The organism is Microbacterium testaceum (genome assembly GCF_001476285.1).
Taxonomy (GTDB): domain Bacteria; phylum Actinomycetota; class Actinomycetes; order Actinomycetales; family Microbacteriaceae; genus Microbacterium; species Microbacterium testaceum_B.
In genome coordinates, this window is sequence record NZ_LDRU01000013.1 from 1 (window position 1) to 23,341 (window position 23,341).

Below are 23,341 nucleotides of genomic sequence, written 5' to 3' on the forward strand. Positions count from 1 at the left end.
GCCCACACCAGAGCGGGGACCCCGCCCACCCGCGACGCCGGACGCCAGACGCCCGACACCGGACACCGGATGCCGCGACGTGGCGTATGATATGAAGGTTGCTCGTGCGTCAGCATGGCGACGACCGCTGTCCGGAACCGCCGGATCTGCGGGAGAGCGCGGGTATCCGTCCGCGCTCGAGGAAAGGAAGAGGATATGGCACCCAAGAAGAAGGTGACCGGCCTGATCAAGCTCCAGATCAACGCCGGTGCCGCCAACCCGGCGCCGCCGATCGGCCCCGCGCTCGGTCAGCACGGCGTCAACATCATGGAGTTCTGCAAGGCCTACAACGCCGCGACCGAGTCGCAGCGCGGCAACGTGATCCCCGTCGAGATCACGGTGTACGAGGACCGCAGCTTCACGTTCATCCTGAAGACGCCCCCCGCGGCCGAGCTCATCAAGAAGGCCGCCGGCCTGCAGAAGGGCTCCGCCACCCCGCACACGACCAAGGTGGGCAAGCTCACCAAGGAGCAGGTGCGTCAGATCGCCGAGACCAAGCAGCCCGACCTGAACGCGAACGACATCGAGGCCGCCTCGAAGATCATCGCCGGCACCGCCCGTTCCATGGGCATCACGGTTGAGGACTGAGGGAGATAACAATGGCTACCAAGTCCAAGGCATACCGGGCCGCCGCTGAGAAGGTCGCGCCCGACACGTTCTACACCCCGACCGAGGCCGTCGCCCTCGCGAAGGAGACCGGCTCGAAGAAGTTCGACTCGACCGTCGAGGTCGCGCTGAAGCTCTCGGTCGACCCCCGCAAGGCCGACCAGATGGTCCGCGGCACGGTCATCCTGCCCCACGGCACGGGTAAGACCGCGCGCGTCATCGTCTTCGCCAACGGCCCCGCGGCCGAGGCGGCTCTCGCCGCCGGCGCCGACGAGGTCGGTGGCACCGAGCTCATCGAGAAGGTCGCCGGCGGTTACACCGCGTTCGACGCGGCCGTCGCCACGCCCGAGCTCATGGGCCAGGTCGGTCGCCTCGGTAAGGTCCTCGGACCCCGCGGCCTGATGCCGAACCCCAAGACCGGCACCGTGACCCCCAACCCGGCCAAGGCCGTCGAGGAGATCAAGGGCGGAAAGATCGAGTTCCGCGTCGACAAGCACGCCAACGTCCACTTCGTGGTCGGCAAGGCGTCGTTCTCGGCCGAGCAGCTCGACGAGAACCTGAAGGCCGCGCTCGAGGAGATCGTCCGCCTCAAGCCGTCGAGCTCGAAGGGCCGTTACATCCAGAAGGGCGCTGTCTCGACCACGTTCGGTCCCGGCATTCCGCTGGACGTCAACGTCCTCGTCTGACGACCGTCACCGGAAGCCCCGCTGCGCCTCGCGCCGGCGGGGCTTCCGCGTGTCAGCAGCACCCCGCACCTGCACGGACGTGCAACACGGCGTCATCCGGGAAGACTCCCACCGCGCTCCGTGTTGTGCTGAAAGGCGCTTTCGCGCCTCACCTCCCACCCCCACCACCAAGGAACAGCTATGCCCCGTCGCCGTTTGACCGTCCTCGCCGCCACCCTGGGCCTGAGCGCCCTCGCGCTGACCGCCTGCAGCGGCGGCACGACCTCCGGAGCGACCCCCGGCGCGGGATCGGAGTACGGCCTCGTCTCGGACGGCACCCTGACGGTCGCGACCGAGGGCACCTACCGCCCGTTCTCGTTCCACGAGGGCGCGGGCGACCTGACCGGCTTCGACGTCGAGATCGCGAAGGCCGTGGGTGACAAGCTCGGCCTCGAGGTGAAATTCCAGGAGACGCAGTGGGACGCGATCTTCGCGGGCCTGGATGCCGGCCGCTTCGACGTCATCGCGAACCAGGTGTCGATCAACCCGGAGCGTCAGCAGAAGTACACCTTCAGCGACCCGTACACCGTGTCGCGCGGCGTCATCGTCACCACGGACAGCGACACCTCGATCTCGAGCTTCGCCGACCTCGCCGGTAAGACCACCGCCCAGTCACTCACGAGCAACTGGTACGAGCTCGCGACCCAGAGCGGCGCCCAGGTCGAGGCCGTCGAGGGCTGGGCTCAGGCCGTCGCCCTGCTCAAGCAGGGTCGTGTGGATGCCACGATCAACGACCAGCTGACCTACCTCGACTACGAGAAGACGAACAGCCCCACGGGCCTGAAGATCGCGGCCCAGACCGACGACACCTCCGAGAGCGCCTTCGCGTTCAAGAAGGGCCAGGACAAGCTCGCGGAGGCCGTGAACGGTGCTCTCGAGGAGCTTCGCGCCGACGGCACGCTCGCCGAGATCAGCCAGAAGTACTTCGGTGAGGACGTCACCCAGTAAGCACGCGCTGTAAACCCCCGCGGACCGCCCTCTCCTCACCTCTAGCGTGGGAAGGGGCGGTCCGCCCCGCGTGATGAATCCCGGGCACGCGCCCGTGCGAAGCGGGCGCCCCGCCCGCGTGAAGAAGGAGGCCCATGAACGACGTCTGGTCGTTGATGCTCGACTCGTTCTGGCCGATGGTGCTGGCGGGACTGCGGGGAACCATCCCGCTGTCGCTCGCCTCGTTCGCGATCGGCCTCGTCATCGCGCTCTTCATGGCGCTGCTCCGGCTCTCGCGCAACGTCGTGCTCTCCGGCTTCGCCCGGTTCTACATCTCGATCATCCGCGGCACGCCGCTGCTCGTGCAGCTGTTCGTGATCTTCTACGGTCTGCCCACGATCGGTGTGACGATCGACCCGTTCCCCGCGGCGGTCATCGCGTTCTCGCTGAACGTCGGCGGGTACGCTGCCGAGGTCATCCGCGCCGCGATCCTGTCGGTCCCGCGCGGGCAGTGGGAGGCCGCTCACACCGTGGGGCTCTCGCCGCGCAAGACGCTGACCCGCATCATCCTCCCGCAGGCGGCTCGCGTCTCGGTGCCCCCGCTGTCGAACACGTTCATCTCGCTCGTGAAGGACAGCTCCCTGGCATCCCTCATCCTCGTCTCGGAATTGTTCCGCCAGGCGCAGAACATCGCCGCGTTCTCGTACGAGTTCATGGCCGTCTACCTCGAGGCGGCGTTGATCTACTGGCTGTTCTGCCTGGTGCTCTCGTTCGGCCAGAACGCGCTCGAGAAGAGATTGGACCGCCATGTCGCCCACTGACACTCCACTGCTACAGGTCACGGGTCTGGAGAAGAGCTTCGGCGCCAACCGCGTGCTCGACGGCGTCGACCTCGAGGTCCGCCGCGGCGACGTGCTCGTGCTGATCGGCCCCTCGGGCTCCGGCAAGACGACGGTTCTGCGTTGCCTCAACGGCCTGGAGACCCCGGATGCCGGTGTCGTGGCATTCGACGGAGGGCCGAGCGTCGACTTCGCGGGACGTGTGGGCAAAGCCGATCGCACGGCTCTGCGTGACCGATCGGCGATGGTGTTCCAGCACCACAACCTCTTCCCGCACCTCACGGTCTTGCAGAACGTGATCGAGGGACCGGTGCAGGCGCACGGTGTCCCGCGAGCGGAGGCCGTCGCGCGCGCCGTGACGCTGCTCGACCGCGTCGGACTGACCGAGAAGCGCGATGCGTACCCCTCGGAACTCTCCGGCGGACAGCAGCAGCGCGTCGGCATCGTGCGCGCCCTGGCGCTTCAGCCGCAGCTGCTCCTCTTCGACGAGCCGACCAGTGCGCTCGACCCCGAACTCGTCGGCGAGGTGCTCACCGTGCTGCGCGAGCTCGCGAACGAGGGCTGGACGATGGTCATCGTCACTCACGAGCTCGGTTTCGCACGCGAGGTCGCCGATGAGGTCCTTTTCTTCGACGAGGGCGTGATCGTGGAACGCGGTGCCCCGTCGGAGCTGCTGCGCCAGCCGAAGAAGGAGCGCACGCAGCGCTTCCTCAACCGCCTGCTCCGCCCCCTCGACGGCCCCGATCCCGCCTGACGCCCGGGCGGGTAGCGTCGGAGCATGCGCCTCGAGAACCTGCTCGACATCGACGTCCCGATCGTCCTCGGTCCGTTCGGCGGCCTCTCCTCGGTCGCTCTGACCGCAGCGGTCAGCGACGGCGGCGGCCTCGGTTCGTACGGCTTGTACGGATACACGCCCGACCGCATCCACGACACGATCGCTGCTCTGCGGGCGGAGACATCGCGACCGATCGCGGTGAACCTCTGGCTTCCGCGCGGCGACGAGGTCACCCCCGTCGACGTCGACGTCGACCCCTTCCTCCGCGCTGCGGCGTCCCTCTACGCGGCCGCGGGTGTCGCGCCACCCGCGCCCCCGGCATCCTTCCTACCGCCCCTCGCCGAGCAGCTCGACGCTGTGTTCGCCGCGCGACCCGACGTGTTGAGCGTCGTGTTCGGGGTTCCGGATGCCGCCACCCTGGCTCGCGCGAGGGACCTCGGCATCCGCGTCCTCGGCACGGCCACCTCGGTCGCCGAGGCGGTCGCCCTCGACGCGGCGGGGGTCGACGCGGTGGTCGCGACCGGAGCGGAAGCGGGCGGGCATCGCGTGTCGTTCCTGCGGGACCCCGCGCAGTCGCTCGTCGGCACGTTCGCGCTGATCCCGCAGGTCGTCGACGCGGTGGACGTTCCCGTGATCGCGGCCGGGGGGATCGCCGACCGACGCGGGGTGGCGGCGGCGCTCGCGCTCGGTGCGGCGGGCGTGCAGGTCGGGACCGCGTTCCTGCGCACCCGCCAGTCGGCCGCGACCCCGGGCCACCGGGACGCGATCGCCGCGGCGGCCGACGTCGACACCGTGCTGACGCGAGCGATGAGCGGACGCCTGGCCCGCGGCATCCCGAACCGCGCGATGCGCGAGCTCGAGGCCACGGGGATGATCGCCCCGTTCCCGGCGCAGAACTGGCTGACCGGGGTGTTTCGGGCCGCGGCGGGCGCGGCGGGCGAGCACGACCTGGTGTCGCTGTGGGCGGGGCAGTCCGCGGGGCTCGCGCGTCTCGACGACGTGTCCGAGGTGCTCGCGGAACTCCGCGCGGGGCTGCCGGGCTAGGTGACCACGCGCCTCAGGCGGTTGCGCGGATCTCGAAGGCGTCGGGGGCCGTCTCGGAGCCGACCGCGACGTCGACGCGCTCGACCGCGGCCGACGGTGGGCCGTGATGCGCCCACGCAAGGACATCGGCGACGATCGCCGGGGCGCCCGACAGCAGAGCCTCGACCGTGCCGTCGCGACGGTTGCGGACCCACCCCCGCACGCCCGCGCGCTGCGCTTCGTCTCGCAGCGCGTACCGGAACCCGACGCCCTGCACCCGTCCGTGCACCGTGATGGTCACCGTTCGCATGGAGTCATTCTCGTCGCCGAGCCTCCGGCAGCGCGGGGCGTGTTCGTCACGTCGGCGCGCGAGAACCGCGCCCCGACCCCGGCGATGGGGGAACGGACGCGACCGCCGTTCAGTGCGGGAGTACGAGCGAGAACGCGAGCGCGAACATGACCACGGCGATGATCGCGTCGAGGATGCGCCACGCGCGCGGCGTATCGAGCCATCGCCCGAGGAAGCGGGCACCGAAGCCCAGGCCCGAGAACCACGCGAGGCTCGCCAGGCACGCGCCGAGCGCGAACGCCCACCGCCCGTCACCGTGAGTGGACGCGACCGAGCCGAGCAGGAACACCGTGTCGAGGTATACGTGGGGGTTCAGCCAGGTGAGGGCGAGACAGGTCAGCACGGTTGCGACGAGGGTCGTTCGGGCCGGGAGGGTCTGCACGATCGTGGCTCCGGCATCCGGAATCGACGGGGATGCGGGGGTGTCGATGCGCAGCGTTTCGCCGCTCGGACGCACGGCCCGCCGAGCGGCGAGGACGCCGTATCCGACGAGGAATGCGGCACCGGCCCAGCGCACGACGACGATGAGCCAGGGGACCGCCTGCAGCACGAGCCCGATTCCCGAGACGCCGAGGAGGATGAGGATCGCGTCCGAGACCGCGCAGACGGCGACGACGGCGAATAGGTGCTCACGTCGAACGCCCTGGCGCAGCACGAACAGATTCTGCGCGCCGATGGCGACGATGAGCGAGAAGCCGAGGCCGAGACCGGCGAGCAGGGGAGCGAGCACGCTCCGACGATAGGGGTGCGCGCAACGAAAGCCCAGCTCAGGATTCTGACGTGCCATTAGCATTACTTCATGTCGATCCCCCTCGATCTCGCCCGCACGCTGGCCGTCGTCGTCGAGGAGGGGACTCTGGATGCCGCGGCCCGTCGCCTGCACGTCACTCCGTCAGCGGTGAGTCAGCGCCTCCGCGCGCTCGAGGATCAGCTCGGTCGCGTGGTGCTGGTCCGGTCGAAGCCGGTGCGGACGACCGAGGCCGGCGACGCCGTGGTGCGCCTCGCGCGCCAGCTCGCGCTGCTCGAGCACGATGCGCTGACCGCGATCGGCACAGAGGACGGGGCCGTGGCATCCGTCCCGCTCGCCGTCAACGCCGACTCGCTCGCGACGTGGTTCCTGCCGCCGCTGGCGCGGGTGTCGGCCCGTCGACCGGTCGTGTTCGACCTGCACCGCGACGACCAGGATTTCACGGCGGGCCTCCTCGAGGCGGGCACGGTGATGGCGGCGGTGACGTCGCGCGAGACCCCCGTCGCGGGATGCCGCGTGCGTCCGCTCGGAGTCCTGCGATACGAAGCGGTCGCGACCGTCTCCTTCGCCTCCCGCTGGTTCGCCGACGGCGTCGACACGGCCTCACTGGCGGACGCGCCCGTCGTCGACTTCGACCGTCGCGACGACCTGCAGACGCAGTGGTTGGCGCGTCGGGCAGTGGCGGCGGGGTCGCCTCCGCGCCATCGGGTCCCGGCATCCCAGGACTTCGCCACCGCCGTCGAGTTGGGCCTCGGATGGGGGCTGCTGCCGCGCTTCCAGTCGGCCGCCGGCCTGGCCGAGGGCACGCTGGTGCGCCTCGGGGACGATCCGATCGACGTGCCGCTCTTCTGGCAGCAGTGGAATCTCACGTCTTCCCTCCTCGACGACGTCGCCGAGGAGGTCGTCGGGGAGGGGCGGCGGGTGCTCGCGAACGGATGAGTCAGTCGTCGCTGACGTGCAGCACGATCTTGCCGCGGGTGTGTCCGCGCTCGAGCTCGGTGTGCGCGGCGGCTGCCTCGTCGAGGTCGAAGACCCGGTCGATGAACACGCGCACGGCACCGGAGTCGATCAGGCGACCGATCGTGGCGAGCGCTGCGCCGTCGGGGATCGTCTTGTAATCGGTGGACCGGATGCCACGCGCCGAGGCCGCCTCGCGGAATCCCGGCCAGGCGCCGGTCGGCACCTCGATCAGCAGACCGCCGGGACGCAGCACCTCGAGCGATCGCGTGCCCGTGTCGTCGGCGACGTTGCCGATGAGGTCGATGACGACGTCGACGTCGGCCACGACGTCTTCGAAGCGGGTCGAGGTGTAGTCCACGACCTCGGCGGCGCCGAGTTCACGCAGCCAGTCGAGGTTGTGGGGAGACCCCGTGGCGATGACGTGTGCGCCGAAGTACGCGGCGAACTGGACGGCGAAGTGCCCCACGCCGCCGCTCCCGGCGTGCACGAGGATGCGCTGACCCTGGTGGGCGAGAGCGGTCTCGACCACGAGGCCCCACGCGGTGAGCGCGGCAACCGGGACGCCGGCGGCCTCGACGTACGAGAGGGCGGCGGGCTTGCGAGCGAGCGAGAGGGTGGGCACGACGGCGTACTCGGCGTAACCGCCGGGGGTGCGGGGGACGGCGGCCATGCCGTACACCTCCGTGCCGACGGGGAAGGGGTGCGCGTCGAACGGGGCCTTCACGACGACTCCGGACACGTCGAGTCCGAGAACGGACGGCCACGCGTCGATCGCGCCCGACATTCCGCGGCCCGCGCGGGTCTTGGCGTCGATGGGGTTGATACCGGCGGCGACAACCCGGATGAGCACCTCGCTGAGCACGGGTGTCGGGACCGCGATCTCGGCGACCCGCAGCGCGTCGGCGGCGCCGGGAGCATCGAAGACGACCGCCCGCATCGTGTCGGGGACCGCGGGGGCGGGGTCGATGCTCATCTCGGGACGCGTCGATCGGAATCTCATCGGGCGCTCTCTCTCGCGTACAGGCGGCGACGCCGCCGCGGTTCCCCCAGTCAATCGCGCCATTGTCTCCGCGGTGTTACACCTCGGTCACCGTGTCGCGACGGCGCGTTCAGCGCCCCCGGGCCGCGGTGTGCGGTCCGCGTGTCGCCCCTGTCTCTTGCACGCCGACGGCGCTGCGGGCCCGCGTGCTCCGATCGAGTGTCCAAAACACCCGGACGATTCGAGAAATCGTCCGGGTGTCTTGGACACTCAGCGCGGGTTCGCGGCGCGGGGCTTCCGTGGCGCGGGGCTTCCGCGCAAGGTCGGCGCTCAGTCGCGCGAGGGGACCTCGCCGACGGCGAGGGCGTGCAGCAGCGTCGAGAGGTGACGGATGTCGACGACCGACCAGTCGGCCATCGCCTCGTACAGCCGGCTCTCGTGCGGGGCGCGCGCGTCCGCGAGGCGTTCGTGGCCCAGTTCGGTGACCGAGATCAGCCGCGAGCGACCGTCGTTGGGGTCGGGTGTGCGGCTGACGAGACCCAGGTCTTCGAGTTCGCTGATCGACCGACTGAGGAAGCCCTTGTCGGCCGCCAAGCGCTCGGCGAGAGCCGACAGGGTCAGCGGACCGAAGCGGCTGACGACGGAAAGGGCCTTGAACGTGGCCGGAAGCATCCCGGGGCTCACGCGTTCCGCCGCCTCGGAGACGAAGCGGCGGAACACGGTCATGAGCTCCGAGAACGACGACTCCAGGGCCTGCACGGCCTCGCGGCGCTCGTCGCTCAGTTCGCTCGTCACGTCAGACATCCTCTCCCATCTGAGCCTCGCGACGTGCGCGGCGGGAGGGAGTGGCATCCTGTGTCGGCACCGCGCCGGTCGCGGCGAGGGTCGACATGCCCGCCGGAACCGACACGGTGGCGAAGTCGGCCTCGCTCGCCGCGACGCGCTCCGTGGTCGTCATACGGGTCAGCGGACGGTTCGGCAGGAAGAGGATCGCGATGAGGCTGACCACGGCGACCGGCACCGCGATGAGGAACGAGTGGGCGATCGACTGGGCGTAGATGTCCTCGACGATGACGCGAACGCTGTCGGGCAGCGTCGACACCTGCGGGATGGTGCCCGACTGGAGCGACTGGGCGACCGAGGCACCGTTCGCGCCGAGCCCCATGATCGCCGTCTTCAGGTCTTCGGCGCGGTCTGTGAACAGGCTGGTGGCCATGCTGGCGAGCGCGGCGCCCATGACCGAGACGCCGATCGTGCCCCCGAGGCTGCGGAAGAACGTCACGCCCGAGCTCGCCGCGCCCATCTGGGTGGGGTTCGCGGTGTTCTGCACGACGAGGACGAGGTTCTGCATCGTCATGCCGACACCCGCGCCGAGGAAGAACATGTAGAGCGAGACGAGGGCGAAGTTGGTGTCGTAGTGGATCGTCGACAGCAGGAACGACCCCGCGATCAGCAGCACGCCTCCGGCGATGAGGAACGGCTTCCAGTGGCCGAAGCGCGAGATGAGGGCGCCGACCACGATGGACGAGACGAGCAGGCCGCCGATCATCGGGATGGTCATGACGCCGGCCTCGGTGGGCGTGGCGCCGCGGGCCATCTGCATGTACTGGCTGAGGAACACCGAGGTGCCGAACATCGCCAGACCCGTCGCGATCGAGGCGATCGTGGCGAGGGTGAACGTGGCATCCCGGAACAGGGTGAGCGGCACGAGCGGCTCGGAGGAGCGCAGCTCGACGACGACGAAGAGGACCGCGGCGAGGACGGCGCCGCCGACCATCAGCATGGTCTCGGTGCTGGCCCAGTCGAAGGACTTCCCGGCGTTGGTGACCCAGATGAGGATGAGCGAGACCGCGGTCGACAGCAGGACGATGCCGAGGTAGTCGATCTTCACGGTCCGCTTCGCGCGCACCGGCAGGTGCAGGGTGCGCTGCTGGATGAGGAGCGCGGCGACGGCGAAGGGGAGGGCGACGAAGAAGTTCCAGCGCCATCCGAATGCGTCGGTTATCACGCCGCCGAGCAGCGGCCCGCCGACCGTGGCGACGGCCATGACCGCACCGAACAGGCCCATGTAGCGACCGCGCTCACGGGGGCTGATGATATCGGCCATGATGACCTGGCTGAGGGCGGCGAGGCCGCCCGCGCCGAGACCCTGCACCGCGCGGAAGGCGATGAGCATGTCGGTGTTCTGCGAGAACCCGGCCGCGGCGGTGGCGAGCACGAAGATCGCGATCGCGATCTGGATGAGCACCTTGCGGTTGAACAGGTCGGCGAGCTTGCCCCAGATGGGGGTCGAGATCGCGGTGGTGAGCAGGGTCGCGGTGATGACCCAGGTGTAGGCGTTCTGATCGCCCGACAGGTCGTGCACGATGACGGGCAGCGACGTCGAGACGACGGTCGAGGCGAGCATCGACACGAACGTGCCGAGCAGCAGCCCGATGAGGGCCGGGAGGACGCGCCGCTGAGCGGGCGCGTCGACGGAGGTGGTTGCCATGCGGAACTCCACGGAAGGGGGGGCGGATGCCGCGACGACGATGGCGCGATTAGTTGACTGATGTCAACGATACGCCTGATGCTTGACTTGCGTCAACTATCAATCGAGGAGCGCGAGGGCGCGATACCTCTCCGTGGGTTCCTGTCGTGCCGGGGTCGGTTGGCGCGCCTGCATGGTGCGGCGGTAGAGCTCGTCGATGAGCGAGGTCGCGAGCCCGACGAGTTTGGCGATCTCGCGCTCGTCGCGGTCGATCCACTGGCAGCGCGGCTCGTCGTGCAGGGGGACGAATCCGTCGTGCTGCTCCCATGCCACGAGGGTCCGTTCCGCGCCGAGGACGTGCTGCTGCCACCAGATCTGCCGCATGTACGTGCGGGGGATGGAGCGCCATGCCTTGTTGGTCGTCTTGATCTCGGCGAGCACCACGCGGCCCTCGCCGTCGACGACGACGCCGTCGGGAGTGGCCAGATGCCGCTTCTCGACGACCGCGTGATACAGGGCCGACGAGGGCTGGATGCCGTGCGTCGCGGCCACCCACGCGGCGATCTCGGGCTCGCGCCGACGACCGTGCGCCGTGAAGGCGTTGCCCGAGAAACTCGAGCCCATGAGCTTGGCGTCCGCCGCGCGCGAGATGGCGTTCGCGCTGGTCAGAGTGGCCACGTCGGTCGCGGTGATGCCGCGCGAGCGCGCGCGGATCCAGGCGACGCGATCGCGCGAATCCGCGACGATCCGGGCGTCGAGGTCGGCGCTGCGGGAGGCGACGAGCTCGGGGGACATGCGTTCGACCCTAACCCCGCTCGGCGGCGGATCGACTGTGAGGCTCGGCGCGTCGGCATCCGGGGTCTTGTCATCGAAGTAAGGGTGACCTAAGTTAAGGGCATGACTCCGGATGCCGAGCACCTCCGTCGCCCCGACGGCGGCCGCTGGAGCGAGCTCGAGGGGGCCGTGCTTCTCGGCGGTGACGCGCGGAATCTGCCCGAGATGCGGCGGATCGCCGCCGCGCTGTCGCCCGCCGCGCACGTGACGATCGCGATCGAGGCGTCCGGCGAGAGGGAGATCGAGCCGTTCGACGCGGGCGACGCGCGGGTGAGCTGGCTCGATCGTTCGCTCGGCGGTCGGATCCGCCCGCGTGGCGAGCGCTTGGCGCAGGCGATCCACGCCTGGTGCGCCGAGTGGGCGTGCGGAGACTCCCCGGTCTGCACTGTCTGGCTCGGCGCACGGACGCCCACGCGCATCGTGCGCATGACCCAGGCGCTACTCCCCGCCCCGCGCGTCTCCTGACGCGCGCGGGGTGCTTCGCCGATGCCGCACACGCGGCGAGCCGTCGCGCGGACTTCTTCCGCGGCGCGCCGACGTGAGGCGCCGCGGGGCGGCGTGTCGGGCCGGATCTCCGCGCGGCGGTACGGCGTGGGAGGGAAGGCATGCGGACCGGATCTCCGCGCGACGGCACGGCGGGCGGGCGGTGAGCGGCACCCGATTGGCGGGGGAGCGCGGCATCGGGTACAGTGGAGCCCAAGCCAAAGACCGTCGGTCATCGGAGTGCGTGCACGCCGATCGAAGCGTCTGCTGAAAAGCAGGGGACCTACGCAGGTAAACGAACTCTCCTTCGGGAATCCGAGCTCCGTGCGCCTGCGCCGGAGCTCTTCTTTTTTGCCCAGACCCCGGTGTCTTCGGCCGGCGCCCCGCCTCCGCGGAGCGCCTCGTACACACAAGGAGTGGCCATGGCGCAGAAGGATGCATCGGTCGCCGAGCTCACGAAGAACTTCGAGAACTCGACCGCCGTTCTGCTGACCGAGTACCGCGGTCTGACGGTTGCCCAGCTCAAGCAGCTGCGCAACGACATCCGTCAGGACGCGGATTACGCCGTGGTGAAGAACACGCTGACCAAGATCGCCGCCGCCAAGGCGGGGGTCACGGGACTGGATGACGAGCTCAAGGGCCCGTCCGCCATCGCGTTCGTGCACGGTGACCCTGTCGCCGTCGCGAAGGGCCTGCGTGCCTTTGCCAAGGCTAACCCTCAGCTCGTGGTGAAGGGCGGCTACTTCGATGGCGCCGCTCTGACCGCGGATGAGGTCAACAAGCTCGCCGATCTCGAAAGCCGTGAAGTCCTGCTGGCGAAGCTCGCCGGTGCGATGAAGGCGACGATGACCAAGGCGGCATACGTCTTCCAGGCGCTTCCGTCGAAGGCCGTTCGCACGGTCGACGCGCTGCGCGAGAAGCAGGACACCGCGGCCTGACCCGGCCCGGCTGATTAACCCGATCAAGGAGATACAACATGGCTAAGCTCAGCACCGAAGAGCTGCTCGACGCGTTCAAGGAGCTCACGCTCATCGAGCTGTCCGAGTTCGTCAAGGCGTTCGAGGAGACCTTCGACGTCACCGCCGCCGCCCCCGTGGCCGTGGCCGCTGCCGGCGCTGCCGGTGGCGCCCCCGCCGAAGAGGTCGAGGAGAAGGACTCGTTCGACGTCGTCCTCGAGGCCGCCGGCGACAAGAAGATCCAGGTCATCAAGGTCGTCCGCGAGCTCACCTCGCTCGGCCTCGGCGAGGCCAAGGCCGTCGTCGATGGCGCTCCCAAGGCCGTGCTCGAGGGCGCGAACAAGGAGACCGCCGACAAGGCGAAGGCTGCCCTCGAGGAGGCCGGCGCTACGGTGACCCTGAAGTAATTTCGCTTCACGGTCGCAGCAACGCGATTCAGAAGGCCCGGATGCCAATGGCATCCGGGCCTTCTTCGTCGTCAGGCGAGAGGGGCCCGTGGATGCCAATGGCATCCGGGCCTTCTTCGTCGGACAGCGTGTTCACACGATGGCAACGAAAGAAACCTGGGAATTCCTGATGAGGTCGTCTACGGTCGAAGAGACCCCCCGTCGATCCCCCCACCCGACGATGTCCGTCGGATTCGCAGGAGACCCATGTCACCCGTGCCTTCTCGGCGACCCTCGGGCCGCACCGCGACAGCGCTGAGCGCTGCCGTCGCCGCCGCCCTTCTCGGTTCCGCCCTCGTCGCTCCCGCCGCTACCGCGGCACCGCTCGCGCCGACCACGCCCGTTCCCACGGACACCGCCGCGCCGACCTCGACGTCTCCCACGGAGCCCGCACCGACGGAGCCCGCACCCACGGAGACTCCGGCAGCCGGTGCCCCGGCGAAGGCCGCCGAGACCGCCGCTCCGGCGCAAGATGCCGAAGCCGCGGCCGACATCACGCCCATCCGCGACATCCAGGGAGAGGGCGACAGCACCCCGCTCGACGGTCAGACCGTCACCACGCGCGGCATCGTGACCGCCGCGTACCCGACCGGCGGCTACAACGGCTTCTTCCTCCAGACCGCCGGGACCGGTGGTGAGCTGGGTGCCGAGCACACGGCATCCGACGCCGTCTTCGTCTACGGCTCGCGTGCGGTCGCCCAGGTCGCGATCGGCGACTACGTCGAGGTGAGCGGCACGGCGGGGGAGTACAACGGGCTCACCCAGATCGTCTCGGATGCCGACCTCGTCACCGTTCTCACCGAGGACGCGGAGCCGGTCACCCCGGCCGAGATCGCGTGGCCGCGAACCGACGAGGAGCGCGAGCGCTTCGAGGGAATGCTGCTCGCGCCGCAGGGCGACTTCACCGTCACCAACACCTACATCACCGGCCAGTACGCGGAGATCGGGCTCGCGGCGGGCACGACGCCGCTGCTCACCCCCACCGAGGTCGCTCGACCCGGCACCCCGGAGTTCGACGAGGTCGTCGCCGACAACGCCGCGCGGGGTGTGGTGCTCGACGACGGCGCGTCGCTGAACTTCCAGCGCTCCGCCACCGACGTACCCCTGCCGTACCTGTCGCTCACCGATCCGGTGCGGGTCGGTGCTCCGGTGACGTTCACGCGTCCCGTCGTGCTCGACTACCGGTTCGACGCGTGGAAGCTCCAGCCCACGCAGCAGCTGACCGTCGACAATGCGGCCGAGGTGCAGCCCGCGACGTTCGCGAACACGCGTACGGAGCGTCCGGCCGACGTCGGCGGGACGGTGCAGCTCGCGAGCTTCAACGTGCTCAACTACTTCACGACCACCGCGGAGGACGTCGGTTGCGACTCGGTCTACACCGACCGCGAGGGCAACCCGATCACGGCGAATCGCTGCCCCGAGCCCGGTCCGCGCGGCGCGGCGAATGCCGAGAACCTGCAGCGCCAACAGGCGAAGATCGTCGCGGCGTTGAACGCGATGGATGCCGAGGTCGTCTCGCTCGAGGAGATCGAGAACTCCGCTGCCCTGGGTGAGCCCCGTGACGAAGCCCTGTCCACCCTCGTCGCCGCGCTGAACGCCGATCTCGGCGAGGACGCGTGGGCCTTCGTGCCGTCGCCGACCGCCCTCCCGGCCTCGGAGGACGTCATCCGCACGGCCTTCATCTACAAGAAGGCGGCGGTCAGCCCCGTCGGCGAAAGCGTCATCCTCGACGACCCGGCCTTCTCCAACGCGCGCCAGCCGCTCGCCCAGGCGTTCGCGCCCGCCGGTCGCGACGACGCCGCCTTCGTGGCCATCGTGAACCACTTCAAGTCGAAGAGCGACAGCGACCCGGCGGCGGAGGGCGACAACGCCGCGGGCGACCAGGGGGCCTTCAACGGCGACCGCGTCCGCCAGGCGCAGGCGCTCGTCGCCTTCGCCGGAGAGCAGGCCGAGAGCGTCGAGGGCGGCGCCGTGTTCCTCCTCGGTGACTTCAACGCCTACACGCAGGAGGACCCCATTCAGGTGCTCCGCGACGCGGGATACGTCGACCTGGGCGGTGACACCGGCAAGTACACGTATTCGTACGACGGTCAGTCGGGCTCGCTCGACCACGTGCTCGCATCGCCGGCGGCACGGGAGCTCGTGACCGGCACGGATGTCTGGAACATCAACGCCGGCGAGGCGCTCGCGCTGGAGTACAGCCGCTACAACGCCAACGTGCGCAACTTCTACGACGCCTCTCCCTACCGGTCGAGCGACCACGACCCCGTGGTCGTGGGCATCGACCTGTCGGGGACGACCGAGCTCAACCTGTTGAACATCAACGACTTCCACGGGCGCATCGACGCCAACACGGTTAAGTTCGCCGGCACAATCGAGCAGCTGCGAGCCGAGAAGGGCGACGACCGGTCGCTCTTCCTGTCCAACGGCGACAACATCGGTGCCTCGCTGTTCGCCTCGGCCAACGCCGACGACGCTCCCACGATCGACGTGCTCAACGCGCTCGAGGTGGCGGCATCCGGAGTCGGGAACCACGAGTTCGACAAGGGCATCGACGATCTCACCGGTCGCGTCACCGAGCGTGCGGCATTCCCTTACCTCGGGGCGAACGTCTACCGCGACGGCCAGCCAGTGCTCCCCGGGTACGAGATCGTCGAGGTGAACGGCCTGCGGGTCGGTGTCGTCGGCGCCGTCACCGAGGAGACCGCCTCGCTCGTCAGCCCCGACGGGATCGAGGGCATCGAGTTCCGCGAGCCGGTCGCCGAGGTGAACCGCGTCGTGGCCGAGATCCGCGATCAGGTCGACATCCTCGTGGCGGAGTACCACGAGGGCGCCCTCCAGGGAGAGACGTCGGGAGGCACCCTCGACGACGCGATCGCCCGCGGCGGCGCGTTCGCGCGCATCGTCACCGAGACGGATGCCGATGTCGACGCGATCTTCACCGGTCACACGCACGAGGAGTACGCGTGGGACGCACCGATCCCCGGCACCGACGGGACGCGTCCCGTCCTGCAGACCGGCAACTACGGCGAGAACATCGGCCAGGTCGTCCTGACGATCGACCGCGCGAGCCGCGACGTCATCGGTCATGAGGCCCGCAACGTCCCGCGGCTCTCGGCCGAGGAGGTCGAGGGTGACGACGAGCAGACCGCGGAGAACAGCAAGGCCCTGGATGCCGAGCTCATCGCGACCTACCCCCGTGTCGCCGAGGTGGCCGACATCGTCGACCGCGCTCTCGCCGAGGCCGAGCGGGTCGGCTCGCAGCCGGTCGGCTCGGTGTCGGCGGACATCACGACGGCGTTCCTCGGCGGCTCGTACGTCGACGGTGTCTACCAGGGTGGTGAGCGCGACGATCGCTCCAAGCAGTCCGCGCTCGGCAACCTCGTCGCGGATGCCCTGCACGACACGCTCGCCGACCCCGTGCGCGGTGACGCCGACCTCGCGGTGGTGAACCCGGGCGGTCTGCGCGCGGAGCTGCTGCGCGGCGACGACGGCGTGATCACCTTCGCCGAGGCAAACGCGGTGCTGCCGTTCGTGAACAACCTCGGGACCACGAGCCTCACCGGCGATCAGCTGCGCCGTCTGCTGGAGCAGCAGTGGGGCGACGCGGCCGGACGTGCGGCGACGCTGTCGCTGAGCGTGTCCGAGAACGTGCGCTACACCTTCGACGCCACGCGCGCGCCGGGCGAGCGCATCACGGGCATCTGGATCGACGGGACGCCGGTCGACCCGGCCGCGTCGTACCGGGTGGGTTCGTTCAGCTTCCTGCTCTCGGGAGGCGACGCCTTCACGGTGTTCGACGAGGGGACGGATTCGCGCGATTCCGGTCTGATCGACCGGGACGGCTGGATCGCGTACCTCGGGTCCCACCCCGACCTCGCTCCCGACTTCACCGCGCGGGGCGTTCAGGTGACGGGTGCGCCGGCAGAGGCGGCCCGCGGGACCGAGGCCTCGTTCACCGTGTCGGGCCTCGACCTCACCTCACTCGGCAGCCCCGCGGCCACCGAAGCCAGAGTCACCGTCGGCTCGGGTGAGTCGCAGACGGTCCCCGTGAGCGACGGCGTCGCCGAGGTGACGGTTGCCGTTCCGGCGGATGCGCCTGACGCGCTCGACATCACCGTCTCGACCGCCTCCGGCTCCACCGCCACGGTTCCCCTGCGCGTGCTCGGCGGTGCCGAGGTACCGGCCGGACCCGGTGGCGGCGAGGGCGGCGAAGCGGCGCCGCCGCGCGGCCCCGACGGACTCCCGCGCACCGGTGCCGATACGGCGTGGATGGGTGGCGGAGTCCTCGCAGCCCTCGCCCTGCTCGCGCTCGGTGTGGCCGTGCGGCGTCGCGGAGTGCGTCAGGCCGACTGAACTCGGCAGAGAGCAGGGCCCCGGATGCCACGGCATCCGGGGCCCTGCTCTGTCACGCGCTCCGCGGAGGAGCCGTGGAGGCGCGCACGACCAGGCGTGTGACCGCCTCGGTGCGTCGGGCTGGTTCGTCGGTGCCCTCGATCATCGACAGGAGCAGTCGCGTCGCTTCGACCCCCTGGTCGAGGGGATACTGCTCGACGGTGGTGAGGGAGAACATCTCGGCGTAGTCGTGGCCGTCGATGCCGACCACGCTGAGCTCGGTCGGGACCGAGATGCCCATGCGGCGTGCGGCGATGATCACCCCGATCGCGACCTCGTCGCACGCGGCCACGACACCGGTCGGACGCGACCCCGCGTCGGCGAGGAACGACGCAGCGGCCGCGTAGGCGTCGGTGATCGTCAGCGTCGACGGGACGCTGCGGATACGGACGGCGAGCCCGTGGTCGTTCATCGCCTTTCGGTAGCCGATCGAGCGCTCGTCGACGTCTTTCGCCGGGGCGTCCGTCGGGGGAGTGCTGCCGACGAAGGCGATGTCGGTGTGTCCCAGCGCGATCAGGTGCTGCGTGATGATGCGCGTGATGGCGACGTTGTCGAGGCCGAGTGTCGGGACTCCGGAGAGTGCGTTGCCGATGCTGACGACGGGTTTGCCGATGTTGGCCAGGCGCTCCAGGTCGGCGTCGTCGGGCTCGAGTGCGACGGCGATGATCCCGTCGAATCGCTTCCGGGCGAGGTACGTCGAGTAGAGGCTTTCGCGGTCGTTGGAACCGGGCTCAGCGACATAGAGGGTGACGTCGTATCCGCGGGGGATGAGCGTCTGTTCGACGCCCTCGACGATGGCGCCGAAGTACCACCTGTTCACCTTGGGGACGATCAGGGCGATGGTACGCGTGCGACCGGTCGCCAGGCTCACGGCGCTGGTGGACGGCACGTATCCCAGGGCCGACGCCGCGTCCGAGACGCGTCGACGGGTGTCGTCGGAGACGTAGCCGCCGCCGGTCAGCGCACGACTCGCCGTCGATTTCGACACGCCTGCCAGGCGAGCCACATCGGCGATTCCGCTCATCGGTGTGTTCCTCGGTGTCCGGTCGACCTCCGTGTCGACATCGAAGCAGATTACCTGAGATTCACCCTTTATGGAACCGGTTCCCCCGCGGATCATCGTCCGAGAGCCGCGTGATTTCGCCAGTTATGCGTTCGTAATATTTCGGCGTTGCGCAACTTCTGGTTCTCGCCTACGGTGATCTGGAATCGGTTCCTGACAGAATCCGATGCACCATTGAACTCGAAGAGGAGAGACCACATGGGTATGTCACAGCGGTATCGCCTGCTGGCCCCCGTCGGCCTGCTGGCGGTCGGCGCGATCGCACTCGCAGGCTGCGCCGAGGGTGACAGCGGGGGCGGCACGAGCTCCGGGGGCGAGACCACCGTCCGCATCTCCGGCGGTATCACCGGCAGCGAAGCCGACCTGCTGAACCAGTCGTTCGAGAAGTTCACCGCCGACACCGGCATCAAGGTCGTCTACACCGGCGACAAGAGCTTCGAAGGCAACATCGTCACCAAGGTGACGGGTGGAGACGCCCCCGACATCGCCATCGTCCCGCAGCCGGGTCTGCTGAAGACCCTCATCGGCACCGGTGACGTGCAGAAGGCGTCCGACACCGTCTCGTCGAACGTCGACAAGTACTGGGGCGAGGACTGGAAGTCCTACGGCAGCGAAGACGGCACGTTCTACGCCGCTCCCATGCTCGCCAACCTCAAGGGCTACGTCTGGTACTCGCCGGCGAAGTTCAAGGAGTGGGGCGTCGAGGTCCCGAAGACGCTCGACGAGCTCATGACCCTCACGGCGACGATCCAGCAGAAGACCGGCGCCGCCCCGTGGTGCGCGGGCTTCGCGTCCGGCGACGCCTCGGGCTGGCCGGGCACCGACTGGATCGAGGACATGGTCCTGCGCCAGTCCGGACCCGACGTGTACGACCAGTGGGTCGCCAACGAGGTCAAGTTCACCGACGCGCCGATCAAGGAGGCGTTCGACGCCACCGGCAAGATCCTGCTGAACCCGCAGTACGTCAACGCCGGTTTCGGTGACGTCAAGAGCATCAACTCGGTGGCCTTCGCCGATGTGGCCGCCAAGGTCGCCGACGGCAGCTGCCCGATGACGCACCAGGCGTCGTTCCTGTCGTCGAACTTCCAGACGGTCAAGACCGCCTCGGGCGGCGAGGTGAAGGTCGCTCCCGACGGTGACGTCTACGCCTTCCTGCTCCCCGGCGTGACCGAGGGCAAGCTCGCGGTCGAGGGTGGCGGCGAGTTCGTCACCGCGTTCTCCGACGACGCGAACGTGCAGAAGGTCGTGGAGTTCATGTCGACGCCCGAGTTCGCGGATGCGCGTGTCAAGCTCGGCGGCGTGATCTCGGCGAACAAGGGCGCGGACCCCTCGCTGGCGTCCAGCGAATTCCTCACCGAGGCGATGAAGACGCTGCAGGACCCGAACACCACGCTGCGTTTCGACGCATCCGACCTGATGCCCGCGACCGTCGGTTCGGGATCGTTCTGGAAGGGCATGGTCAGCTGGATCGACGGTACGCCGACCGACCAGGTCCTGAGCGACATCCAGGCCGGCTACAACAACTGACCTCTTGAGGTCCACCCGATGGGTCGTCCGTGCTGCGGGCGGCCCATCGGGTCCATACTTCTCATCTGCCCGGCATGGCCCGGGTACTCATCGGTGAGCACGAAGGCGTGTTCGGGAGGGACGTCATGACCGAGATCACACACGTGGAGAAGACGCCGTCGGCGTCGCCTCCGCCGCGGGGGCGAGCGGCGGCAAAGCCGCGAGACTCCGCGCCACAGCGCCGGACCACGCTCCTCGTGGTCATGGTCGGGCTCATCCTCGTGGTGGCGCTCTTCCTCTTCATGGTCACGAGGGCCCCGGCCGAGACGAAGCCCACGACGCTGGGCTTCTCGCTCAACAGTTTCTTCAACTGGCTCGGCGGACTGAACCCGCTCGTGCAGATCCCCCTCGTGCTCCTGGTCTTCGGCGCCGTCGTGGGACTCCTGCTGCTGCTCATCGAGTACGCGCCGCGCTCCGGAAAGGGCTACTTCTGGCTGCGGCTCGTCGCGTGCTTCGCGATCCCGGTCCTCGCGTTCATGCTCCTGCGTCCGTATCAGAACGCGGTCATCTACGTGCTCGGCATCGCGGTGCTCCTGGGCGCGATCCTCTTCTACGCCGACTACCGTTCGCGCCAGGGAGCGGGCTACCTGTTCCAGCTCATCCTCTTCGCGGCTCCGGCCGCCATCCTGCTGCTGCTGGGCCTGGTGTACCCGGCCATCACCACGTTCTTCCAGTCGTTCTTCGACAAGACCGGTGACAACTTCGTCGGACTCGACAACTACGTCTGGACCTTCACGAACCCCGAGGGCTTCTGGTCGGTCATCAACACCCTCATCTGGGTGCTGCTCGCCCCGACGATCGCCACCGCGATCGGCCTGGCCTACGCGGTCTTCATCGACCGGGCGGCGGGCGAGAAGTACCTGAAGGTGCTCATCTTCATGCCTTTCGCGATCTCGTTCGTCGGTGCCGGCATCATCTGGAAGTTCGTCTACGACTTCCGTCAGGGCGACCAGATCGGCATCCTGAACGCCATCGTCACCGCCTTCGGTGGGCAACCCGTCTCATGGCTCGCCGCGACGCCCCTGGTCAACACCCTTCTCCTCGTCGTGGTGTTCATCTGGAGCCAGACCGGTCTCGCTATGGTCATCCTCTCGGCCGCGATCAAGGCCGTGCCGCCGGAGCAGATGGAGGCCGCCGAACTCGACGGGGCGAGCGCGTGGGAGCGGTTCATCAACGTCACCGTTCCCGGCATCCGCTCTTCGCTCATCGTGGTGCTCACCACGATCGCCATCGGCGCGCTGAAGATCTACGACATCGTCGCCGTCATGACAGGTGGTCGCAATGACTCGACCGTCCTCGCGTTCGAGATGGTCAACCAGCAGCAGCGGTTCCAGAGCTACGGGCACTCCGCGGCCCTGGCGGTCGTGCTGTTCGTCTTCGTGCTGCCGCTGATCATCTTCAACGTGCGCCAGATCCGGAAGCAGAGGGAACTGCGATGACCACCTCGACCGTCGTTCTCGAGCCGACGTCCGACGGGCGGAGCGCTCGTCAGGTCGCCCGCGACACGCGCAAGCACGAGGCCATGGCGCGCAAGCGCCTCACGTCCAAGGGCGCGACGATCGCGGCCGTCGTGATCGCCTTCTTCTGGACCATCCCGACGTTCGGCCTGTTCGTGACGTCGTTCCGGCCCGGATCCGACACCCAGTCGACCGGGTGGTGGACGGTGTTCACCGACCCCAGCTTCACGCTGGAGAACTACCGGCTGGCCTTCACCTCGGGTGGCACGGCGCTGACCCTCGCGCAGTCGTTCCTCAACTCCCTGGCGATCACGATCCCGGTCGTGCTGTTCGCCCTGGCGATCGCGTCGCTCATCGCGTACGCGTTCGCGTGGATCGACTTCAAGGGGCGGAACTTCTTCTTCATCTTCATCTTCGCTCTGCAGATCGTGCCGCTGCAGATGGCTCTCGTGCCGCTGCTGAGCCTGTTCTCGCGTGGTCTGACGATCAACGAGGTCACGATTTTCCCGGGCTTCGACCTGCGCGGCGTGGAGCACAGCTTCGCGACCGTGTGGATCGCGCACGTGATCTTCGCGATGCCGCTGGCGATCTTCCTGCTGCACAACTTCATCGCCGAGATCCCGCACGAGGTCATCGAGGCGGCGCGTGTGGACGGCGCCGGGCACGGTCAGGTGTTCTTCCGGATCATCCTCCCGCTCGCGGCTCCCGCGCTCGCGTCGTTCGCGGTGCTCGAGTTCATCTGGGTGTGGAACGACCTGCTGGTGGCGACCATCTTCGCGCCGTCGTCATCGCTGCCGTTGACGCAGTCGTTGAACTCGCTGTCGGGCACCTGGGGCGACCAGTGGTTCCTGCAGTCGGCCGGTACGTTCATCTCGATCCTCGTGCCGATCATCGTGTTCTTCCTCCTGCAGCGGTTCTTCGTCCGCGGCCTCCTCGCCGGAGCCACGAAGGGCTGACGTCGGGCACGACCGGAGGGGCGTGGCATCCATTGGGGGGTGCCACGCCCCTTCCTGTGTCGGGTGCGCTCACGGGCGCTTGTCGGTTGCGCGGGTGGCGGCTGCCGCTGCGCGGTGCGGGTGTGCTGTGGCGGGGTGAGGGGCGCGCTCTCCCATAAACGCGATTCGCGCGCATAAACGCAGTGCGCTCGTGTTTCTGTGAGCGGATCGCGTTTATGCCGGATGCCGCGGAGCCGGTGCGGGATGAGGGACGCCGGGCAGTGTGCGCCGGGTGGTGGCCTCGGGTCGGGGGCTGCGTTCACGCATAAACGCGATTCGCGCGCGGAAACGCGGTGCGCTCGTGTTTCTGTGAGCAGATCGCGTTTATGCCGGATGCCGCGGAGCCGGTGCGGGATGAGGGATGCCGGGCAGTGTGCGCCGGGTGGTGGCCCCGGGTCGGGGGCTGCGCTCACGCATAAACGCGATTCGCGCGCGGAAACACGGTGTGCTCGCGTTTCTGTGAGCAGATCGCGTTTATGAGTGGCCGTCGGGGAGCCCGCTCACCTCGGATGCCGGATGCCGGATGCCGGATGCCAGATGCCGGATGCCGGATGCCGGGTGCCGGGTGCCGGGTGCCGGGTGCCGGGTGCCGGATGCCGGATGCCGTGAGTGGGGCGCCGGATGCCGCGAGCCGGGCGTCGAGAGGGGCGGCGCGGGGTGCGACGTCCCCGCATAAACGCGATTCGCGCGCATAAACGCGGTGTGC

At 69.0% G+C, this 23,341-nt stretch carries 22 protein-coding genes; 14 read left to right on the forward strand and 8 right to left on the reverse strand.

Annotated elements, in window-relative coordinates; genetic code table 11:
* The first annotated feature begins 195 nt into the window (after positions 1 to 195).
* The 6 genes from rplK to NS283_RS02860 all read left to right on the forward strand — a co-directional run bounded on the left by rplK (position 196) and on the right by NS283_RS02860 (position 4,955).
* Positions 196 to 627, forward strand: a complete 432-nt coding sequence (gene rplK, locus NS283_RS02835; RefSeq protein ID WP_058595375.1) for a 50S ribosomal protein L11 — start codon at positions 196 to 198, stop codon at positions 625 to 627.
* A gap of 11 nt (positions 628 to 638) precedes the next feature.
* A complete protein-coding gene (gene rplA, locus NS283_RS02840) occupies positions 639 to 1,331 on the forward strand; it encodes a 50S ribosomal protein L1 (protein WP_058595376.1) in 693 nt (230 codons plus the stop codon).
* A 180-nt stretch (positions 1,332 to 1,511) separates the two neighbouring features.
* Positions 1,512 to 2,318, forward strand: a complete 807-nt coding sequence (locus NS283_RS02845; protein WP_058595377.1) for an amino acid ABC transporter substrate-binding protein — start codon at positions 1,512 to 1,514, stop codon at positions 2,316 to 2,318.
* A 134-nt stretch (positions 2,319 to 2,452) separates the two neighbouring features.
* Positions 2,453 to 3,118 (forward strand): amino acid ABC transporter permease, encoded by a 666-nt coding sequence (locus tag NS283_RS02850; protein ID WP_058595378.1) that lies wholly within the window; start codon positions 2,453 to 2,455, stop codon positions 3,116 to 3,118.
* Positions 3,105 to 3,890 carry an amino acid ABC transporter ATP-binding protein gene (locus NS283_RS02855; RefSeq protein ID WP_058595379.1) on the forward strand — a complete coding sequence of 262 codons (786 nt, stop codon included), beginning with the start codon at positions 3,105 to 3,107 and terminating at the stop codon, positions 3,888 to 3,890. Before NS283_RS02850 ends, NS283_RS02855 begins: the two co-directional genes overlap by 14 nt.
* Before the next feature lie 24 nt (positions 3,891 to 3,914).
* On the forward strand, positions 3,915 to 4,955 hold the full coding sequence (locus NS283_RS02860; protein ID WP_058595380.1) for an NAD(P)H-dependent flavin oxidoreductase: 1,041 nt from the start codon (positions 3,915 to 3,917) through the stop codon (positions 4,953 to 4,955).
* Between the two features lie 13 nt (positions 4,956 to 4,968).
* Here the strand turns inward: NS283_RS02860 and NS283_RS02865 are convergent, their stop codons facing one another.
* Positions 4,969 to 5,244, reverse strand: coding sequence for an acylphosphatase (locus tag NS283_RS02865; RefSeq protein ID WP_058595381.1), 276 nt, complete (start codon positions 5,242 to 5,244; stop codon positions 4,969 to 4,971).
* A gap of 109 nt (positions 5,245 to 5,353) precedes the next feature.
* Positions 5,354 to 6,013: a LysE/ArgO family amino acid transporter gene (locus tag NS283_RS02870; protein WP_193752620.1), complete on the reverse strand. Its 660-nt coding sequence runs from the start codon at positions 6,011 to 6,013 to the stop codon at positions 5,354 to 5,356.
* Positions 6,014 to 6,082: 69 nt separating this feature from the next.
* Here NS283_RS02870 and NS283_RS02875 point away from each other — a divergent pair, with 69 nt between their 5' ends.
* Positions 6,083 to 6,970: a LysR family transcriptional regulator ArgP gene (locus tag NS283_RS02875; RefSeq protein ID WP_058595383.1), complete on the forward strand. Its 888-nt coding sequence runs from the start codon at positions 6,083 to 6,085 to the stop codon at positions 6,968 to 6,970.
* Between the two features lies 1 nt (position 6,971).
* On the opposite strand, the gene NS283_RS02880 is transcribed toward NS283_RS02875, so the two are convergent.
* The 4 genes from NS283_RS02880 to NS283_RS02895 form a co-directional block, all read right to left on the reverse strand.
* Positions 6,972 to 7,991, reverse strand: coding sequence for an NADP-dependent oxidoreductase (locus NS283_RS02880; protein ID WP_058595384.1), 1,020 nt, complete (start codon positions 7,989 to 7,991; stop codon positions 6,972 to 6,974).
* Positions 7,992 to 8,300: 309 nt separating this feature from the next.
* Complete coding sequence (locus NS283_RS02885) at positions 8,301 to 8,774, reverse strand: MarR family winged helix-turn-helix transcriptional regulator (protein WP_058595385.1); 474 nt, start codon at positions 8,772 to 8,774, stop codon at positions 8,301 to 8,303.
* Positions 8,767 to 10,461, reverse strand: a complete 1,695-nt coding sequence (locus tag NS283_RS02890; RefSeq protein WP_058595386.1) for an MDR family MFS transporter — start codon at positions 10,459 to 10,461, stop codon at positions 8,767 to 8,769. Before NS283_RS02890 ends, NS283_RS02885 begins: the two co-directional genes overlap by 8 nt.
* A gap of 99 nt (positions 10,462 to 10,560) precedes the next feature.
* Complete coding sequence (locus NS283_RS02895; RefSeq protein ID WP_058595387.1) at positions 10,561 to 11,235, reverse strand: YqaJ viral recombinase family protein; 675 nt, start codon at positions 11,233 to 11,235, stop codon at positions 10,561 to 10,563.
* Positions 11,236 to 11,337: 102 nt separating this feature from the next.
* Here NS283_RS02895 and NS283_RS02900 point away from each other — a divergent pair, with 102 nt between their 5' ends.
* The 4 genes from NS283_RS02900 (at position 11,338) to NS283_RS02915 (ending at position 17,515) form a co-directional block, all read left to right on the forward strand.
* A complete protein-coding gene (locus NS283_RS02900) occupies positions 11,338 to 11,739 on the forward strand; it encodes a hypothetical protein (RefSeq protein WP_058595388.1) in 402 nt (133 codons plus the stop codon).
* Positions 11,740 to 12,179: 440 nt separating this feature from the next.
* Positions 12,180 to 12,695 (forward strand): 50S ribosomal protein L10, encoded by a 516-nt coding sequence (rplJ, locus tag NS283_RS02905; protein ID WP_058595389.1) that lies wholly within the window; start codon positions 12,180 to 12,182, stop codon positions 12,693 to 12,695.
* Positions 12,696 to 12,733: 38 nt separating this feature from the next.
* Positions 12,734 to 13,120 carry a 50S ribosomal protein L7/L12 gene (gene rplL, locus NS283_RS02910; protein WP_058595390.1) on the forward strand — a complete coding sequence of 129 codons (387 nt, stop codon included), beginning with the start codon at positions 12,734 to 12,736 and terminating at the stop codon, positions 13,118 to 13,120.
* 246 nt (positions 13,121 to 13,366) lie between these two features.
* Entirely contained in the window at positions 13,367 to 17,515 is a 4,149-nt protein-coding gene (locus tag NS283_RS02915; RefSeq protein ID WP_241492174.1) for an ExeM/NucH family extracellular endonuclease, read from the forward strand.
* 52 nt (positions 17,516 to 17,567) lie between these two features.
* Here NS283_RS02915 and NS283_RS02920 read toward each other — a convergent pair whose 3' ends face one another.
* A complete protein-coding gene (locus NS283_RS02920) occupies positions 17,568 to 18,578 on the reverse strand; it encodes a LacI family DNA-binding transcriptional regulator (protein ID WP_058595391.1) in 1,011 nt (336 codons plus the stop codon).
* A gap of 237 nt (positions 18,579 to 18,815) precedes the next feature.
* Here NS283_RS02920 and NS283_RS02925 point away from each other — a divergent pair, with 237 nt between their 5' ends.
* The 3 genes from NS283_RS02925 (at position 18,816) to NS283_RS02935 (ending at position 22,596) form a co-directional block, all read left to right on the forward strand.
* The gene (locus tag NS283_RS02925) at positions 18,816 to 20,144 is read left to right on the forward strand and encodes an ABC transporter substrate-binding protein (protein ID WP_058595392.1); all 1,329 of its coding nucleotides are present in this window, start codon (positions 18,816 to 18,818) and stop codon (positions 20,142 to 20,144) included.
* Positions 20,145 to 20,269: 125 nt separating this feature from the next.
* Positions 20,270 to 21,622: a carbohydrate ABC transporter permease gene (locus tag NS283_RS02930; RefSeq protein WP_081317225.1), complete on the forward strand. Its 1,353-nt coding sequence runs from the start codon at positions 20,270 to 20,272 to the stop codon at positions 21,620 to 21,622.
* Positions 21,619 to 22,596: a carbohydrate ABC transporter permease gene (locus NS283_RS02935; protein WP_058595393.1), complete on the forward strand. Its 978-nt coding sequence runs from the start codon at positions 21,619 to 21,621 to the stop codon at positions 22,594 to 22,596. Before NS283_RS02930 ends, NS283_RS02935 begins: the two co-directional genes overlap by 4 nt.
* A gap of 513 nt (positions 22,597 to 23,109) precedes the next feature.
* On the opposite strand, the gene NS283_RS18830 is transcribed toward NS283_RS02935, so the two are convergent.
* A partial coding sequence (locus NS283_RS18830; protein ID WP_206542533.1) for a hypothetical protein occupies positions 23,110 to 23,341 on the reverse strand: 232 nt, incomplete at its 5' end.